The following is a 15539-nucleotide window of genomic DNA, read 5'->3' on the forward strand; positions in this document are numbered from 1 at the left end:
ATGCTGTACGCGTCGTCAACAAGGACGTATGGGTCGCTCTGCCCATCGGGTCAACAGTGGGTCCGGCACCGGTTCGGTGGTCCAGCTTTGTCGAACTCCACAGCGCGTTGTGGCGCACGGCTCGCGACACTGGGGAGATAGCCGAGACCTGGAGGATGAATGTCGATCGCTGCCGCCGCTCCACGTGATTATCTGCTGCGCCCCTGGACGGGCACCTGGGCGCGGGATGCGGCCCTGGTGAGCGGCGCCGTCGTGCTCACTGCCCTGCTCGCGCAGGTGTCCCTGCCGGTGCCGGGCTCTCCGGTGCCGGTCACCGGGCAGACGCTGGCCGTGCTGCTCGTGGGAACGACGATGGGGCTACGCCGAGGTGTGGTGGCGATGGGTGCCTACCTGCTGCTGGGTGCGGTGGGGATGCCGGTCTTCGCCGACGGCGGATCCGGCGCCGTCGCGCTGATCGGACCGACCGGCGGGTACCTGGCCGGGTTCCTGCTGGCCGCGGCCGTGATGGGGCGCCTCGCCGAACGCGGCTGGGACCGGAGCCCGCTGCGGATGCTCGGCCTCGGTCTGCTCGGTCAGGCGACCGTGTTCGCCGTCGGCGTGCCCTGGCTCGCGCTCTCGGCAGGCCTCGGTCCGGCCGAGGCGATCGCCGCCGGGTTCACTCCCTTCATCGTGGGAGGCCTGATCAAGGGTGCGCTCGCCGGGATGTTGCTCCCCTCGGCGTGGCGGCTGGTACGCCGCGAAACTCACGTGCCGAACCCGTAACATTCTCCGTGTGACTGCGCGCCCCGGCCGAGGCCGCCGGCCGCGTCCAGGGCGAGGCCCTGGGGCTCGGCTGGCCCCGTCCGCGACGGCACCTGCTCCCACGACGTTGGAGCTCGACACCGAGACGCCAGAGGTGGATACCGACTCGGTCCCCGAGGCCGCCCCGGTACCACCGTTGCGACCTACAGTGCCGCGCAGCACGCGCCCCTCCCGTCCCGACGCTCCGGGGCGCCGGCTCTCCGGTCGGCCCTCGTTGCGAGACCAGGCGCGCCGCATGGTGGCCGACTCGGGTCCGCCCAGCGTCCCGCTGCTCGGCTCGAGGCACACCTCGGAGCTGTCGGCGGAGGACGAACGGTCCGTCCTTGATCTCGTGCTCCGCGCCGGAGAGGCGATGATCTCGACGGGTGCTCCGGTGGCGGATGCCACCGCCGAGATGCTGCGGATCGCCGACGGCCTCGGGGTGAAGAACCTGACCGTGGACATCACGTTCATCTCGCTGACTGCCACGATCGACCGGGACGACGACCCGGTCACCAAGGTACGCGTGATCCACACCCGCACCTCCGACTACAGCCGCCTGACCGACATCTCCCGCCTGGTCAGCCGGATCAACGGGGGAAAGGCCTCGCTGGCAGAAGCGCACACCCGGCTCACTCGGATCCTGACGGCCCCGCACCCGTACCGCAGGGCTGTCGTCACGCTCGCTCTCGGACTGATGGCGGCGGCGCTCGCGGTGCTGCTCGGCGGTGGTTGGGCGGCGGCGTTGGTTTCCGCTGCGACCACCATGGTGATCGACCGGACCCTGCGGTTCCTGCGTCACCGAGGCTTGCCGTACCTGTTCCAGCAGGTGGTCGGTGCCGGTATCGCGACCGTGGTGGGTGTGCTGCTGCTATGGGGGCAGAATCTCCTGGCATGGGATCGGGCGTTGCTGCCGCCGTCCCTGATCGTGGCCTCGGGGATCGTGGTGCTGCTCGCCGGGCTCTCCCTCGTGGGTGCCGCCGAGGACGCCATCTCCGGTTTCCCACTCACCGCGGCCGCGCGGTCCTTCGAAGTGGTGCTGGGAACGATGGGTCTCGTCGTCGGGATCGGTATCGTGCTCGAGGTGGGCCGCCGGTTCGGGGTGCCGTTGAGCATCGGGGACCTGAATGCGCAGGCCGACGTGCACGTGCTGACTCGTGTGCTCGCCAGCGCGGTGATCGCGGCCGCATGGTCAGTGGCCAGCTATACCCGGATCCGAACTGTCGCCCTGGTCGCCGGGATCTCCGCGGCTGCCGCTGCTGCCTACGAGCTGGGCACCTTGCTGGGCGATGCCGCGACCGAGGGCTCCGCCGGGGTTGCCGACGCCGCCGTGCCGGCCTTCGTGGCAGCCCTCGCCGTCGGTCTGCTCGCCGGTGCAGTGTGCGAGCGCGTCAGCGTGCCCACGATGGTGATCTCGGTCTGCGGTGTCACACCGTTCCTGCCCGGGCTCTCCCTGTATGGCGCCATGTACAACATCGTCGACTCCGGAGGCTTCATCATCGAAGGGCTCGACCTGCTGGTCCGTGCCGCGTCGGTGGGCCTGGCGTTGGCTGCCGGGGTGACCTTGGGGGAGTTCCTCGCCACACCACTGACATCCGAGGCGGACAAGTGGCAGCGGCGAATGATTGCCCGGGCCCGCGGTTCGCGCATCTGAGTTCCCGTGCCCCGACCGACGCTGATGCGTAGAGCTGCGCAACATTTCGCACGACCTTGCGTATGACAGTCGATCGGGCCAACCTTCGACGACCGCAGGCGGCGTGGCGCCTTGGTTCATCGCCGCCAGCGGATCACCATGGGAGAGATCCGGCGAACGGCTGAGGAGGCCTGGCGTGCGCATCGTGGTGACAGGGGGATCAGGGCAGCTCGGTAGCCATGTGGTGCGCCGCGTCCGGGAGCTGGGGCACGTGGCGGTGCCGGCGAGCCGGAGGTGGGGCGTGAACGTCGCCACCGGCCAGGGCTTGGGTGCTGCACTCAGTGGTGCGGACGCCGTCGTGCACTGCGCGAGCAACCCGTGGCGGCCGCGTGGCACGGACATCAGCGGCACGGAACAGTTGCTGGCTGCGGTGGCCACGATGCCGCGCCCAGCCCACGTGGTGCACGTCTCCATCGTCGGGTGTGACGCGAACCCGTACCCGTACTACCGGGCGAAGAGCAGAGCCGAAGAGCTGGTGCTGGCCGCCGAGGTACCCGCCACCGTGGTCCGGGCGACGCAGTTCCACCCCTTGGTGGCCACCATGGCACGGGCATCGATGGTGGGCCGGGCGCACCTGGCGCTGGACTTCGCCGCGCAACCGGTGGACGTGAGCTGGGTCGCGCGTGAGCTGGTCGACCACGCGCTCGCCACGCCACCGTCCGGCCCGGTCCGGGCCCGCGATCTAGCCGGGCCCGAGGTCCTCACCGTCACCGATGCGGTCACCGCCGTGCGTGCGCACGACGGACGGCCCCGCACCCGCGGCGTCCGAGTGCCCACCCTGGGGCGGACCTTGCGGGCGTTCGCGGAGCGATCCAACCTGCCCGGCGCCGACGTGCGGATCGGCGGACGCTCCTTCACGGACTGGTTGGCCGGACAGCCCGTGGCCGCCGGGCACTGACGGCGCCGATCAGCCCGTGATGACGTCGCCGGGCTGAACCTGGGACCGCTCCACCCCTCGCAGCAACAGTCCCACCTCCGCGCCGGTTTCGGCCACGTCGGTGGTGGCGCGGAACTGCTCCACCCCGTCGATCGTGGCTGCGACCACCATCTGGCCGTACCGGGTCACGGTCACGGGTTGGCCGGTGACCAGGCGGCCGTAGTCCACGATGCCGGTGGCCACGGTGCCGCGCCCGGTGATGGCGAACACGCTCTTGACCGTGAGCGCTCCGCTGGTGAACTCGGGTCGGCCGTTGGCGAACGGGTCGGTCTTCCGCTTCTTGCGCCAGAACATGACCGTGACGGTACCAAGCGCCGACTCAGCGAGCGTCCGGGGCCTCCAGCAGCTGGGCGGTGGCGTGCTCAGCGATCGCTGCCATCTGTGGGTTGTTGTCGGCGTGGGCGGCGAATACCCCGGTGAGGCCGGCCGCCCAGGCGCGGGCGCGGGACCACAGGGCGTCATCGGTGCCGAAGCCTTCCGGCAGGCCTGCGCCGTCCCGGTTCGCTGTCGCGTAGGCGACCACGAGGTCGGCGCGACCACGGGCGGTGAAGGTGAGCCACGCCGTCGCCAGATCGGCGGCGGGGTCACCGGCGGTCACGTCTCCGAAGTCAAGCACGGTGACCAGCCGGTGCTTCAGCGTGAGCAGGTTCAGCGGGTGCGGGTCGCCGTGCAGCCACAGCGGGGCCCCGGTGTAGGCGGGCACGTGAGCGTGCCGTTCGAAGACCGAAGCCAGCTCGGCCCCCCGGGGGACCGCCGGGTCGGCGAGCCTGGCCCGGATCGCGTCGGCGCGATCGGCCAGCGGGATCCCGCGGACCGGGTTCGCGGGAGCGTCCGGATCGGCCGGCCGGTGCAGTGCGGCGAAGAACTTCCCCAACCGGGCAGCCCAGGCATCCCGGGCGGCCGGCGGGTCAAGGGCGGCTGCACGCCCGTCCACCCAGCGCACGATCGACCACGACCACGGGTAGTAGTCGGTGGGGCGGCCCACCCGGACGGGGACGGGCACCGGCACTGGCAGGCGCGGGGCGAGGCGGGGCAGCACGAGCTGCTCGTGCTCGATCAGTGGCGCTGCCGCCGCCCGCCGGGGCAGGCGGACCATCAGGTTCGCGCCCAGGCGAATCATCACGTTGTCCCAGCCGTTGGCCACGATGCGCAGCGGACGTTCGGCGAGCTCGGCATGCTGGTCGGCGAGGAGTCGGCGCACCAGGTCCTCGTCGATCACGACCTCGGCGGGCGGGGTTCCGGCCATCAGAGCGTTGTCTCCTCGAGTGCCGCGATCGCGCCGTCCAGGTGCGGGTACCGGAAGGCGTCGTGGTCGAGCAGTTCCGAGGTGACGTGCCGGCCGGTCAGGGCAAGGGCCGGGTCCGTCCGTAGCACGACCGATCCGAGCCGCACCAGCGGCCCGGGTGTTCGCGGGGCCCAGTCCGGCCGGCCCACGTGCCGCCGCATCGCTGCCATGAGCTCGGCGTTCCGCACCGGGTGCGGAGCGGCCGCCACCAGCACGCCGTCGGGAATCGTCACCTCGCTCAGCCCCAGGGCTGCGCAGGCGAGCTCCAACCAGTCGGTCAGATGAATCCAGGAGAACCACTGCTCTCCCGACCCGACCGGTCCGCCGAGACCCATCCGGACCGGCAGCATCAGCCGTTGCAGCACCGGTGAGTCACCGCCCAGCACGATCGAGATGCGCATCACGTGCAGGTGCTCGGCCGGTGCGTCCGCGGCGGCGGCCTCCCACGGGACGGCCACCCCGGTCATCTGCGGCAGCCCGGGCGGAACCTCGGGCACGGGTGAGCTCTCCGTGAGGCGAGCCTGGCCGCCGTCGGACCAGATCGCCGTCGTGCTGGCCTGCAGCCAGTGCTGGATCGGTGCGCGTGCGGCTGTGGCAGCGCGGACCAGGGCGCGGGTGGCGTGCACCCGGGAGTCACGAAGTGCGGCGATCGCCGCCGCGGTGGGCCGGCAGTCCACGAGCTTGCCGGCGAGGTTAGCCACCCGCACGTCCGGGCCGTCCAGTTCGGCCGTCCAACCGCCCTGCCCGACGGCGTCCCACCGGATCTGCCGGTAGGGAAGGTCTGGTCGTGGGGTACGGGTGAGCAGCACCGCTTCCGCGCCCCGGCGGCTGACCTCGGCCGCCAGCGCCGTGCCGAGGAATCCGGTGCCGCCGGCGATCACCACCCGCGGCGTGTGCACCGGCATCAGGCCTCGGTGTTCGCGGTGGCGGTCACCGGTGGGAGCGAGGACCAGGGGAAGGCGATCCACCGGTCGGTGCTGCGCCAGGTGTAGTCCGGCTCGATCACCGACTGCGGCTTGGTGTAGAGCACGGCGCTGCGTGCTTCGGCGGGGAGGTGCTCGGGAGCGGGGGTCACGGTGTGCGGTCCGGCACCGGGGGTGGTTCCGGTGCGCAGCAGGCGCATCACCACCTCCAGGGTGCGTCCGGAGTCGGCCACGTCGTCGACCACGAGCACCTTCGCCCCGGCGAGGACTGAGGTGTCGAGCATGGGTGGCAGCACCTGCGGTTCGGGGAGGGTCTCCTCCACGTCGGTGTAGAACTCGACGTTCATCGTGCCCATCGCCTTCACCCCGAGGGCGTAGGCGATCGCGCCGGCCGGGATCAGCCCGCCGCGGGCCACGGCGATCACCAGATCGGGCATCCAGCCGCTGTCGACCACCACCTGGGCCAGCTCACGGCTGGCGTCTCCGAAACGGTTCCAGGGCAGGACTTCGCGCGGCGGCGGGGCAGACTTCATGGGCCCGACTTTATGGCATCCAGATGTCGGTCAGGCGCGGCGGGGCGGGCGATGGTGTGGATGACGGATGCGTTGGGCGCATGGGGGGACAGCACACCTGGGCAGCCGCTAGCGTGACCCCATGGTGGACCAGAAGCGTCAGCGTGAGCGGATGGGCGAGACCGATCTCGATATCGAGGAGGAGCTTCTCAGCGAGGCCGCCACGACGGTCACTGAGGGGACCAAACGGCTCAATCGCACCTGGGTCGAGCTGATCGTCACCGGCCTCTTCGGCGGCATCGATATCGGGCTCGGCATCCTCGCGATGATCCTGGTCAAGCAGGCCACGGATTCAGACATCCTGGCCGGGATGGCCTTCGGCGTCGGTCTGCTGGCACTCAAGCTCGCCCACTCCGAACTCTTCACCGAAGAGTTCCTCCTGCCCATCAATGCGATCGTGGCGGGCCAGGGCACGTGGTGGCAGCTGCTCCGGTTGTGGGCGGTCACGCTGGTGGGCAACCTCGGCGGCGGCATCGCCTTCGCCTGGTTGATGGTCATGGCCCTGCCGAACTATCACGACACGCTGATCCAGAGCGCCACCGGCTATCTCGAACCTGTCGCGGTGGGAACGATGATCGGCCTGTCCCTGCTCGCCGGTGCCACCATCACCCTGTCCACCCGGATGCAGCAGGGAACGTCCAACGATGTGGTGGTGGCTCTCATCTGCCTGTCCACCGGCCTGCTGGTTATCGGGCTGGGGATGCTGCACGGCGCGCTGAACGCCATCGTGATCTTCGCGGCGATGTTCGCGGGAGCGCCGATCGCCCTGACGGAGTTCCTGGCCTGGTTCGCCGTGGTCATCCCGCTCAACATGCTCGGCGGGCTCCTCGTCATCACCCTGCCGCGGCTGGCCCGCACCCACCGGGTCCTGCGCGCGGTGCGGACGGGGGAGGTCTCGCTCGAGACCCTCGAGCACGAGGCCGGCTGACCACCTGCGCTGGGACCACTCGCCCGTCTCGTCCGGATAGCGTGACCGTCATGCCCGTACGCCTCATCGCCACCGATCTCGACGGCACCCTCCTGGACGCCGACCTCGCGGTGAGCGCCCGCACCCGCGCTGCGCTGGACGCCGCACGCGAGGCCGGGATCGAGGTGGTCCCGGTCACCGCACGGCAGCCGATCGGCCTCGCACAGATCGCTGACATGGCCGGGTTCACCGGCTGGGCGCTCTGCGGCAACGGTGCCCGCGCCTACCACCTGAGCACCGGTGAGACCCTCTTCGAGGCCTACCTCTCCGTGGCGGCCCAGACCGCCCTCGCCGAGGCGCTGCTAGAGGTGGCACCGGGTTCGCTGTTCGTCTCGGTACGACGGGGCGGTGAGGACTTCGTGGCACAGGCCGGGTACGCCGACGTGGCCGAGTTCAACGATCACAAGCGTCACCCGTCGCAGATGGGCGAGGCGACCCTTGCCGACGTGCTCGCCGAGCCCAGCCTGAAGCTGGTGGTGCGTCACCCGGAGGTCGACAACGACGAGCTGGTCGGCACCATCCGCGGCCTCGGCCTGCCGGGTTTCGAGGTCACCCACTCGGGTGCGCCCTTCGTCGAAGTGCTCGCCGAGGGGGTCAGCAAGGCGTGGGGGCTCGCCCGGCTGTGCACCCACCGCGGCATCGAGCCCGCCGAGGTGCTCGCCTTCGGCGACGCTCCCAACGATGCCGAGATGCTCGCCTGGGCGGGTCGTGGCGTGGCCGTGGCCAATGCCGCACCGGTCACCATGGCGGCTGCCGATGAGGTCACCGCAGCGAACACGGCCGACGGCGTCGCGTCCGTCATCGAGGACGTGCTCGCCCGCGTCTGATCGGTTCCTTGGTCAGGAGACCCGGCGGGTCCCGGTCTCCCGGGTGATGGCCAGCCGGATCCGACCGGCCGTGCGCTGGATGCCGAGCACGTCCCGTGCCTGTGCCGCCACGCGGTCCACGTGCGCGGCCACGACGGCCAGATCGGCCGAGGCGGCCACCGTCACCGTGCCTTCGAGCACCACCTGACGGCGACGCTTGTGGAAGCTCAGCCGTGCCTTGATCACGTCCGGGTCCGCCGAGCACGCCTGCTCCGCGGCCGAGGCCACCGCCGCAGGCTCGACGTCCACGTGCAGTCCCTGATCGCGAGTGACCGGGTGGGAGTCGGTCCGGAGCAGCCCGAACGGCCGGATCGCCGACCATACGACGAGGAGCGCCAGCAGGAGCGCCAGCGCCGCGGCGGTACCGGGCCCCCACGGCTGCTCCAGGACCTCGCGGAACGGATCGAGGGTCCAGGACTGCGCGGGGGCGGGCCAGCTGGCCGGCCACCACGGGGTGTGCACGCCGATCAGGAACAGCCCGGCCACACCGATCACGATGGCGATGGCGAGGGCGACCAGACGGGCGACGACGGAGCCGGTGTGCCGCTTCATCGTGTCCCTCCGGTCGAGTCCGTGCTGCTGGTCGGTGCGGTCTCGTTCGTGGCCATGCCGACGGCCGAGGTGCTGTTCGGGGTGCGCACCTGTGCCTTCACGCGGAAGGCGCCGCCCACCAGGCTCAGCTGCTTCCGTGCGGCGAGCTCCACCTCCGAGGCGATCCCGTGCTGTCCCGTCGCGGTGACGTCCACCCGCAGGCGTCGTCCGGTCACGGTGGTGCGCGCGTCCAGCACGCCGTCGACGGTCTGGGCCGCGGTGGAGCTGAGGCGGGCCACGTCATGACCGTTCAGATACAGCGCCGGTGTGGCACTCAGGCGATATCCCGTGCGCCGCCGAGGTGAGACGGCGATCAGGATCAGCAGCGCAGCGGCCACGCAGACGGCGCCGAAGGTGAGCTGGACGCCGCCGTCGGAGCCCTGTTCCTCGATCAGCTCCAGAACCCACAGCAGCCAGGACTGGCCGCCCACCAGGTTCCACGCCACCAGGGCGTGCTGGGCGAGCACGGTGGCCGCGGCCGCCAGCACCAGCGCACCGACCGCCGTCACCACTCGCACCCCTGCGCGGGTTCGTGGCTGCCGGGCCGGCGGTAGTGGGCTGTACCCGCCCGTCGTGCTCGGCACGCCGGGCGCCGGAGTGCCGGAGCGGTCCGGGTTCAGGGTTGCGTCCGTCATCGCACCGTCCGGGGTGTCGGCGGTCCGGGCATGAGGACGTCCACCACGGCCACGTTCACCTGGTCGGCCTGGACGCCGGCGAAGTCGGCGAGCTCCTGCCGCACCCGCGCCGCGATCCTCGCGCCGGCCGTGGCGGCCGGCTCCGGCCAGAACGCGGCTGTCTCCACCAGGACGCGCGCACGCCGACCCGCCACGTCCGCGCGGGCCTTTGCCCGGGGTCGTGGTTGGTTCTGCGGCTCGCGAGCGGCGTTGGCCGCCGCGCGAGCGGCGAGCCGCTCGATCACGCGCGTCTCGAGCGTGACCGTGCCTGGCACATCAGCCACGCCGCTGTCCGAACACGGCGCGTACGTGGATGGTTCCATCGAGCTGTGCGCCGAGCGCGAGCCCGAGGCCGCCGAGCACGACGGCGAGCAGGAGGCCGACCCAACCGCCGGTCACGATGGCGATCGCCAGCAGCAGGCCCGCGATCAGGCCGGTCGTCGTTGCTTTCATGGTGTGTGCTCCTCGTGGGCTGAATCGTCGTCTCTCGGGGGGCCAGGTCCGCCACATGGATCAGCACGGGCACCCCGGTGGCGGCGGTGACGGCGTCGTGCACCCTTCCTGTCACCTCGGGGATCTGTGCTCCGAACGGGAGCACCACGTGCACGTGCACGGCCCCGCTCACTAGACGGACCCCGGCGATAGTGGTGCCGGGGAGATAGGTCCGTACCTCGGAGAACCGACCGGTGTGCAGGTCGATGACCTCGGGGACGGCGAGGGCCGCCGCACGCGCACTCTGGGCCAGCTCGGCCGAGGTCGCGGGCGTGCGGCGGTCCTCATCGTGGTTCATCGGTGCTCACTTGACGCGCGGCTCGGCATGCTCCGGCTCCGGTGCGGGCTCGTTGTCGGACTCCTCGCCCTGGAGGTAGACGTCGGTGACGGCAACGTTCACCTCGACAACCTTCAGGCCGGTCATCCGCTGGATGGAGGAGGCGATGTTCTCGCGCACCGATTGTGCAACATCGGCGATCGCGACGCCGTACTCGGCCACGAACTCCACGTCCACGGCGCACTCGACGGTGCCGACCTCGACCCGCACGCCCTGGCTGTAGTTGGTGGAACCACCGGGAATTCGCTCGCGGATGGCGCTGAACGCACGGGCGGCGCCGCCACCGATGGCGTGCACGCCGGTGACCTCGCGCGCAGCGAGCCCGGCGATCTTGCTGACCACCTGATCGGCGATGGAGGTGGATCCCAGATCGGTGTCGAGCGGGCCCTTGGGCTTCTCGACAGCGGTGGACGGGGAGCTGGTCGTACCGGACTTCTCAGCCATGGAAGTACCTTTCCGTATTGGGCAGACCGGTTGTGGTCGTTGTGGAGTAGGTGCCCCGGGTGCATTGATCCTCACGAAACCACACCTGTGATGTGCATCACTCGTATGCTGGCACAGTGATGGACAGTCCGGATGCCGAACTGATGCGGCGCACCCGGAATGGGGACAAGCAGGCGTTCGAGGAGATCGTGCGTCGGCACGGGCCGGCGATGTACCGCTTCGGGCTGCGCATGCTGCGGGACGAGGATGTGGTTCGCGACTGCGTGCAGGATGCCTTCGTCGCGGCGTGGGAGGGTGCGGAACGCTTCCGTGGCGAGGCGGCGGTCAAGACCTGGTTGTTCTCCATCATGGCGAACAAAGTGCGTCGGCAGTTGCGGGTGCGTGGGCGTGAGTTAACCATGGAGTTCGACGAGGCCGCCCTGCGCGAGCCTCCCCAGCATGGTCCGGAACGACGCGCGATCGCGGGGACGATGATGGGGGAGCTGGAGCAGGCGTTGGACGAGTTGCCGCTGGCGCAGCGCGCATGCTGGATCCTGTACGAGGTGGAGGGCCTCTCCTACGACCGGATCGCACAGATCCAGGGCATGACGGTGGATGCGGTGCGGGGATCGATCTACCGCGGTAGACAAGCCCTGGAACGGAGGCTCGAGGCATGGAGATGAGGCCCGAGGAGTTGGAGCCGCCCTCAGACCTGCTCGCCCGAGCCGCCGGGGAGCTGCGCCAGCTCACCGACGACGGATGGGTACGCGCCGAGCGCGGGGTGCTCGACCGGGTGGCCCGCGCCCTGCGCGCGGCACCGCAGGTGCGCGGCCGGCACGACGGCGGGACGTTCCTGCTCGCCGGCACGGTGCTCAGTGCCCGCGTGGCCGCCGAGGTGGACCGAGTGCCGGGCGCGCGTGCCTTCTCCGTTCATGTCAGCACCGACGACGGCGACTGGCTGGACGGTGTGACGGTCGCCTTGAGCGTGGCGTACGGGACGCAGATCAGCGCAGTCAGTGCTGAGGCGCGCCGCGTGGCTGCAGCGACTGCCACGGCCGCGCTCGGGGTGCGGGTGACCACTGACCAGGTGGTCGTGGACGTCGTCGTGGAGGACGTGCACCTGGAGGACGGGCCCGCAGAATGAGCCCACCTCTCGCGCCCGGCCGGAGCCGGCGGTAGCGTCTCTGAGCGTGCCCGACCCTGCCGTGGCTGCCCTGGAACGGGTGGCATTCCTGCTGGAGCGCCAGCTCGCCGACACGCATCGCGTGCAGGCGTTCCGCCGCGCCGCGCGTCGCCTCGCCGCCACCGATGCGGGTGAGCTGCACGCGCGCATCGCCGCCGGCACCCTGGCGCAGCTGCCGGACGTCGGCCCTCGGACGGCGCAGGTGGCCACTGCAGCAGCCCGTGGGGAGCCGAACCCCTACCTGGAGGAGTTGGAGCAGCAGGCCGGCCCGCTGGCAGCAGGTGGTGCGCAGGTCCGTGGGTGGTTGCGTGGGGACCTGCACACCCACTCCGACGCCTCCGACGGCGGGAGCCCGGTGGAGGAGATGGCGGCCGCGGCGATCTCGCTGGGCCACTCCTATATCGCTCTCACCGACCACTCACCCAGCCTCACCGTGGCGAACGGGCTGAGCCCGGAGCGTCTGCGCGCCCAGCTCGACCAGGTCGCCGCCCTGAACGCCGACCTGACGCCGCTGCGCATCCTCACCGGGGTGGAGGTGGATATCCTCCCGGACGGCAGCCTGGACGGCGAGGACGAGCTCCTCGACGAGCTCGACGTCGTCGTGGCGAGCGTGCACTCCAAATTACGGATGCCCGCCGAGGCGATGACCCGCAGGATGGTGCGGGCGATCTCGAACCCACGTGTGGATGTGCTGGGCCACTGCACCGGACAGAAGGTGGCAGGGCCACGCACGCGTCCGCCGTCGGACTTCGACGCCGAGCTGGTGTTCGCGGCGTGCCACCGGTTCGACGTGGCGGTGGAGATCAACGCCCGGCCGGAGCGGCGGGACCCACCGGACGACCTGCTGCGGCTGGCGCTCGACGCCGGCTGCATGGTGACGATCGACTCCGACGCGCATGCCCCCGGCCAGCTGGACTTCCTGGACCACGGCTGTGCCCGGGCGGCGGAGCTGGGCATCCCCCGGGATCGGATCGTGAACGCCGGCACTGCCGAGGACGTGCTCGCCTTCACACGAGCGCGTGCGTGAGCGGGCGCGTGGGCGGGTTAGATTAGATGCCCCGGATCGCACCGACGAAGGACATCCATGGCTACTCGCACCGCGACGATCGCCTCCCCGGTGGGACTGCACGCGCGCCCCGCGGCCGTGTTCACCCGCGCCGTGGAGGATTCCGGCCTGGAGGTGCGGATCTCCAAGGACGGATCCGTCCCGCAGGATGCCACGAGCATTCTCGGAGTGATGACCCTCGGCGTCGGGCACGGCGACGAGGTGACGCTGCACGCGGACGGTCCGGGCTCGGAGGAGGCGCTCGAGCAATTGGCGGACTTACTCTCCCGCGATCTCACGCAGTAACGTCGCCACCCACTACCGTCGAAGGGTGATGGCACGAGGTGAGGAAGTGGATCGCAAGATCCACCAGGCTGCGATGGAGTTGCTCCGTGCGCACGGCCCGGCCGCGGTGACCGTGGAGGCGGTGGCGGCTGCCTCCGGGGTGGCTCGCACCACCATCTACCGCCGGCACCGGGATTCCGATGCTGTGCTGGAGTCGGCCCTGAAGGAGATCGCGGCGTCGAACCTGCTCCAGCCCAGCGACGACGTGTGGGCGGATATGCGCCAGGCGGTGCAGCTCCTCATCACCACCTTCCAGGAGAACCAGGGGGTGGGGGTCTTCCTCGGGTTGATCACCGGCGGTGACCCGGACCTGGTCGAACTGATTCGGGAGAAGCTGCTCCGGCCCCGGATGGAGCTGGGGATCGCGCGGATGCGGGCCGGCGTCGCGGCGGGCCAGATCCGCGCGGACGCCGATGTGGAGACCGCGGCTGATCTCGTGCTCGGGGCGGTGGCTGCCCGGTTCGCACACTCGGGCAATTTCGACGAGGAGTGGATCGATTCGATCGTGGCGCTCATGCGGCAGGCGCTCGAGGTGCGCGAGGACTGAGGTCCGGCCATCCGATCGATGACGTGCTCCGAACCTGATGCGACAACTGGCCCAGTACCCGATCCGCGGCGTACGCTAGGCGTATCGCTACACACTGTGTAGCGATAGCCCTCGGGCCCACTTCGTACCGGAACCAGGAACCATGGCCTTCAACATCGATCGCTTCGCCCGCGACTCCGTGGCGGTGAACTGGGAGGACCTCGACCTCGAGGTCTTCTCCCACGACCCGCTGCCCGCCGAGTCCCTGCGCACCCTCCGGTACATGTGCGATGTGGAGTACCACACGGTCTGCTACCTGCGGGACATGCTGGTGACGCCGTCGCGTGGCGAGGGTGAGGTGAACGCCTTCATGACCATGTGGAACCGGGAGGAGTTCTGGCACGGTGAGGCGCTCGCCCACGTGCTCGAGCTGCACGGCATCACGGTCAGCTACGACGAGCTGAAGGCCAAGCGGGTCAAGCTCGGCTGGCGGGACCGGATCGCCCCGGTGAAGCAGGCGTTCCTCTCCAATGTGGTGGGCAAGGACTTCGTGGCCGTGCACATGATCTGGGGTGCGGTGAACGAGTGGACCGCGGCCGCTGCGTACAAGCGCTTGGCCGCCCTCGAGGGGCATCCGTCGCTCGCGGTGCTGCTCAAGCGGATCGCTGCTCAGGAGGCCCGGCACGTGGCGTTCTACGCCACCCAGGCGCGCACGCGCTTGGAGGGCAACCCGAAGGCGCAGAAGCTGGCCCGGCTGGCGCTCTCGACGGCGTGGCGGCCGGTGGGTTCGGGGATCGCCACCGACGAGGAGGTCACCCACGTGATGGGCCACCTGTTCGGCGGTGCCGAGGGGCGCAAGGAGATCCGCGCGATCGACTCCCACATCGCGAAGCTGCCCGGGATGGATGGGCTGACGATCGTGGCGGACTCGCTGGACTCCCGTGGGATTGCAGCATGAGCGCGCGGAGCCCCCGCGGAGGGATGCCGAGGGACGAGGTATACCGGAGCGAGGCACCGCAGGGGGTCATGCACAAGGAGCGCAGCATGAGGTGCCGCGTGAGCACACGATGACCAGCAGAACCTTCGACGTCCGTGCCTACGCCTCCGCCCCGGACGACCTGCGCCCCGCCGACCTCGACCTGACCGCCCTGGCAGACCTCCCCCGGCCGGTGCTGCACACGCTGGCACATGTGTGGTCGACCGAGCGGACCCTGCTGGACCTGATGCGCGACCTGCTCGTCACCCCCACGCACGCCGAGGCCCGGGTGACGGCGTTCCTCACCACGTGGGCCTACGAGCAGTACTGGATCGGGCAGTCCCTGCGCGCGGTCCTGGACGCCGGCGGGGCCGCACCGGAAGACCTCGCCGACCCACCGGACACCTCGTTCGGGCGGTTGCGCCGGGCGTGGGACGAACGCGCCCGCCCCACGGTGGACGCGATCGGGACCAACCTGCTCGGCACCGACGTGGTGGCCGCACACATGAGCGTCGGATGGCTCAGCACGGCCGTGATGGACCTCGCCTACCGGCGCCTCGGCCAGCTGGAACCGCGCCTGCAGGACCTGACGGCCGCCGTCGGGGTGGTGAAGGCCCGCCACCTGGAGTTCTACGCGGACGAGGCTCAGGCCAGGCTCGAGGCCTCCGCCGGAGCACGTCGGCGCGCCCTGCGTACCGTGCGCCGCTGGACCTGGCCGGGGGTGCGTTATGCAGGCCCGACGGCGGTCCGCCCGGCCGTGGTGCATCTGCTCGCCGACCCGTCGGCACGCCAGGGTGTGCACGCCGTCGATCGGGGTGTCGCGAGCCTGCCCGGGCTCGCCGGGGCGGCCCCGTTGCGCTCGGCCTTGGGTCAATTCCTGCGCTGAGGCCACAGGAAGCGCTCGGGCCGCGTACAGTATCCGAG

At 70.7% G+C, this 15539-nt stretch carries 21 protein-coding genes; 12 read left to right on the forward strand and 9 right to left on the reverse strand.

What is annotated here, in order from left to right:
* Window positions 1-159 precede the first annotated feature (159 nt).
* The 3 genes from BLU77_RS14740 to BLU77_RS14750 all read left to right on the forward strand — a co-directional run bounded on the left by BLU77_RS14740 (window position 160) and on the right by BLU77_RS14750 (window position 3371).
* Window positions 160-762: a biotin transporter BioY gene (locus BLU77_RS14740; protein ID WP_089773843.1), complete on the forward strand. Its 603-nt coding sequence runs from the start codon at window positions 160-162 to the stop codon at window positions 760-762.
* Between the two features lie 274 nt (window positions 763-1036).
* Window positions 1037-2434: a threonine/serine exporter family protein gene (locus BLU77_RS14745; RefSeq protein WP_089773844.1), complete on the forward strand. Its 1398-nt coding sequence runs from the start codon at window positions 1037-1039 to the stop codon at window positions 2432-2434.
* Between the two features lie 175 nt (window positions 2435-2609).
* Window positions 2610-3371 carry an SDR family oxidoreductase gene (locus BLU77_RS14750; RefSeq protein ID WP_089773845.1) on the forward strand — a complete coding sequence of 254 codons (762 nt, stop codon included), beginning with the start codon at window positions 2610-2612 and terminating at the stop codon, window positions 3369-3371.
* Between the two features lie 9 nt (window positions 3372-3380).
* On the opposite strand, the gene BLU77_RS14755 is transcribed toward BLU77_RS14750, so the two are convergent.
* From BLU77_RS14755 to BLU77_RS14770, 4 genes are read right to left on the reverse strand one after another with little or no spacing between them, the layout of a single operon-like run.
* Entirely contained in the window at window positions 3381-3704 is a 324-nt protein-coding gene (locus BLU77_RS14755) for an EF-Tu/IF-2/RF-3 family GTPase (RefSeq protein WP_089773846.1), read from the reverse strand.
* A gap of 25 nt (window positions 3705-3729) precedes the next feature.
* Entirely contained in the window at window positions 3730-4656 is a 927-nt protein-coding gene (locus BLU77_RS14760) for a phosphotransferase (protein WP_089773847.1), read from the reverse strand.
* On the reverse strand, window positions 4656-5600 hold the full coding sequence (locus tag BLU77_RS14765) for an NAD-dependent epimerase/dehydratase family protein (RefSeq protein WP_089773848.1): 945 nt from the start codon (window positions 5598-5600) through the stop codon (window positions 4656-4658). The genes BLU77_RS14760 and BLU77_RS14765 overlap by 1 nt, the downstream gene beginning before the upstream one ends.
* Window positions 5600-6151, reverse strand: a complete 552-nt coding sequence (locus BLU77_RS14770; protein ID WP_089773849.1) for a phosphoribosyltransferase — start codon at window positions 6149-6151, stop codon at window positions 5600-5602. The genes BLU77_RS14765 and BLU77_RS14770 overlap by 1 nt, the downstream gene beginning before the upstream one ends.
* A 124-nt stretch (window positions 6152-6275) precedes the next feature.
* Here BLU77_RS14770 and BLU77_RS14775 point away from each other — a divergent pair, with 124 nt between their 5' ends.
* Together BLU77_RS14775 and BLU77_RS14780 are read left to right on the forward strand one after the other, a co-directional pair.
* Window positions 6276-7118, forward strand: a complete 843-nt coding sequence (locus tag BLU77_RS14775) for a formate/nitrite transporter family protein (protein ID WP_089775837.1) — start codon at window positions 6276-6278, stop codon at window positions 7116-7118.
* Between the two features lie 50 nt (window positions 7119-7168).
* Window positions 7169-7984 carry an HAD family hydrolase gene (locus BLU77_RS14780; RefSeq protein ID WP_089775840.1) on the forward strand — a complete coding sequence of 272 codons (816 nt, stop codon included), beginning with the start codon at window positions 7169-7171 and terminating at the stop codon, window positions 7982-7984.
* A 12-nt stretch (window positions 7985-7996) separates the two neighbouring features.
* Here BLU77_RS14780 and BLU77_RS14785 read toward each other — a convergent pair whose 3' ends face one another.
* The 5 genes from BLU77_RS14785 to BLU77_RS14805 form a co-directional block, all read right to left on the reverse strand.
* A complete protein-coding gene (locus tag BLU77_RS14785) occupies window positions 7997-8575 on the reverse strand; it encodes a hypothetical protein (protein ID WP_089773850.1) in 579 nt (192 codons plus the stop codon).
* Window positions 8572-9249 carry a DUF6286 domain-containing protein gene (locus BLU77_RS14790; protein ID WP_139177789.1) on the reverse strand — a complete coding sequence of 226 codons (678 nt, stop codon included), beginning with the start codon at window positions 9247-9249 and terminating at the stop codon, window positions 8572-8574. Before BLU77_RS14790 ends, BLU77_RS14785 begins: the two co-directional genes overlap by 4 nt.
* Complete coding sequence (locus BLU77_RS14795) at window positions 9246-9572, reverse strand: hypothetical protein (RefSeq protein ID WP_089773852.1); 327 nt, start codon at window positions 9570-9572, stop codon at window positions 9246-9248. The genes BLU77_RS14790 and BLU77_RS14795 overlap by 4 nt, the downstream gene beginning before the upstream one ends.
* Window positions 9565-9741 carry a DUF2273 domain-containing protein gene (locus tag BLU77_RS14800; RefSeq protein WP_089773853.1) on the reverse strand — a complete coding sequence of 59 codons (177 nt, stop codon included), beginning with the start codon at window positions 9739-9741 and terminating at the stop codon, window positions 9565-9567. The genes BLU77_RS14795 and BLU77_RS14800 overlap by 8 nt, the downstream gene beginning before the upstream one ends.
* A 343-nt stretch (window positions 9742-10084) precedes the next feature.
* Entirely contained in the window at window positions 10085-10561 is a 477-nt protein-coding gene (locus tag BLU77_RS14805; RefSeq protein ID WP_089773854.1) for an Asp23/Gls24 family envelope stress response protein, read from the reverse strand.
* 119 nt (window positions 10562-10680) lie between these two features.
* On the opposite strand from BLU77_RS14805, the gene BLU77_RS14810 reads away from it, so the two are divergent.
* The 7 genes from BLU77_RS14810 (at window position 10681) to BLU77_RS22745 (ending at window position 15501) form a co-directional block, all read left to right on the forward strand.
* Entirely contained in the window at window positions 10681-11223 is a 543-nt protein-coding gene (locus tag BLU77_RS14810; RefSeq protein WP_089773855.1) for an RNA polymerase sigma factor, read from the forward strand.
* Window positions 11214-11684, forward strand: coding sequence for a hypothetical protein (locus tag BLU77_RS14815; RefSeq protein WP_089773856.1), 471 nt, complete (start codon window positions 11214-11216; stop codon window positions 11682-11684). The genes BLU77_RS14810 and BLU77_RS14815 overlap by 10 nt, the downstream gene beginning before the upstream one ends.
* A 46-nt stretch (window positions 11685-11730) precedes the next feature.
* Window positions 11731-12750 carry a PHP domain-containing protein gene (locus tag BLU77_RS14820; protein ID WP_245708881.1) on the forward strand — a complete coding sequence of 340 codons (1020 nt, stop codon included), beginning with the start codon at window positions 11731-11733 and terminating at the stop codon, window positions 12748-12750.
* Between the two features lie 57 nt (window positions 12751-12807).
* Window positions 12808-13074 carry an HPr family phosphocarrier protein gene (locus BLU77_RS14825; protein WP_089773858.1) on the forward strand — a complete coding sequence of 89 codons (267 nt, stop codon included), beginning with the start codon at window positions 12808-12810 and terminating at the stop codon, window positions 13072-13074.
* A 46-nt stretch (window positions 13075-13120) separates the two neighbouring features.
* Entirely contained in the window at window positions 13121-13660 is a 540-nt protein-coding gene (locus BLU77_RS14830; RefSeq protein WP_175477126.1) for a TetR-like C-terminal domain-containing protein, read from the forward strand.
* Window positions 13661-13802: 142 nt separating this feature from the next.
* Window positions 13803-14597, forward strand: coding sequence for a ferritin family protein (locus BLU77_RS14835; protein ID WP_089773860.1), 795 nt, complete (start codon window positions 13803-13805; stop codon window positions 14595-14597).
* A 109-nt stretch (window positions 14598-14706) separates the two neighbouring features.
* Complete coding sequence (locus BLU77_RS22745) at window positions 14707-15501, forward strand: hypothetical protein (RefSeq protein ID WP_245708882.1); 795 nt, start codon at window positions 14707-14709, stop codon at window positions 15499-15501.
* Window positions 15502-15539: the final 38 nt, after the last annotated feature.

Origin of the sequence: Ruania alba (assembly GCF_900105765.1) — a bacterium.
GTDB lineage: Bacteria > Actinomycetota > Actinomycetes > Actinomycetales > Beutenbergiaceae > Ruania > Ruania alba.

Coding starts and splice junctions, on each gene's coding strand:
- BLU77_RS14740 (WP_089773843.1), top strand. CDS start 160: ATGTCGATCGCTGCCGCCGCTCCACGTGATTATCTGCTGCGCCCCTGG.
- BLU77_RS14745 (WP_089773844.1), top strand. CDS start 1,037: ATGGTGGCCGACTCGGGTCCGCCCAGCGTCCCGCTGCTCGGCTCGAGG.
- BLU77_RS14755 (WP_089773846.1), bottom strand. CDS start 3,704: ATGTTCTGGCGCAAGAAGCGGAAGACCGACCCGTTCGCCAACGGCCGA.
- BLU77_RS14760 (WP_089773847.1), bottom strand. CDS start 4,656: ATGGCCGGAACCCCGCCCGCCGAGGTCGTGATCGACGAGGACCTGGTG.
- BLU77_RS14765 (WP_089773848.1), bottom strand. CDS start 5,600: ATGCCGGTGCACACGCCGCGGGTGGTGATCGCCGGCGGCACCGGATTC.
- BLU77_RS14770 (WP_089773849.1), bottom strand. CDS start 6,151: ATGAAGTCTGCCCCGCCGCCGCGCGAAGTCCTGCCCTGGAACCGTTTC.
- BLU77_RS14780 (WP_089775840.1), top strand. CDS start 7,169: ATGCCCGTACGCCTCATCGCCACCGATCTCGACGGCACCCTCCTGGAC.
- BLU77_RS14785 (WP_089773850.1), bottom strand. CDS start 8,575: ATGAAGCGGCACACCGGCTCCGTCGTCGCCCGTCTGGTCGCCCTCGCC.
- BLU77_RS14790 (WP_139177789.1), bottom strand. CDS start 9,249: ATGACGGACGCAACCCTGAACCCGGACCGCTCCGGCACTCCGGCGCCC.
- BLU77_RS14800 (WP_089773853.1), bottom strand. CDS start 9,741: ATGAAAGCAACGACGACCGGCCTGATCGCGGGCCTGCTGCTGGCGATC.
- BLU77_RS14805 (WP_089773854.1), bottom strand. CDS start 10,561: ATGGCTGAGAAGTCCGGTACGACCAGCTCCCCGTCCACCGCTGTCGAG.
- BLU77_RS14810 (WP_089773855.1), top strand. CDS start 10,681: ATGGACAGTCCGGATGCCGAACTGATGCGGCGCACCCGGAATGGGGAC.
- BLU77_RS14815 (WP_089773856.1), top strand. CDS start 11,214: ATGGAGATGAGGCCCGAGGAGTTGGAGCCGCCCTCAGACCTGCTCGCC.
- BLU77_RS14825 (WP_089773858.1), top strand. CDS start 12,808: ATGGCTACTCGCACCGCGACGATCGCCTCCCCGGTGGGACTGCACGCG.
- BLU77_RS14835 (WP_089773860.1), top strand. CDS start 13,803: ATGGCCTTCAACATCGATCGCTTCGCCCGCGACTCCGTGGCGGTGAAC.
- BLU77_RS22745 (WP_245708882.1), top strand. CDS start 14,707: ATGACCAGCAGAACCTTCGACGTCCGTGCCTACGCCTCCGCCCCGGAC.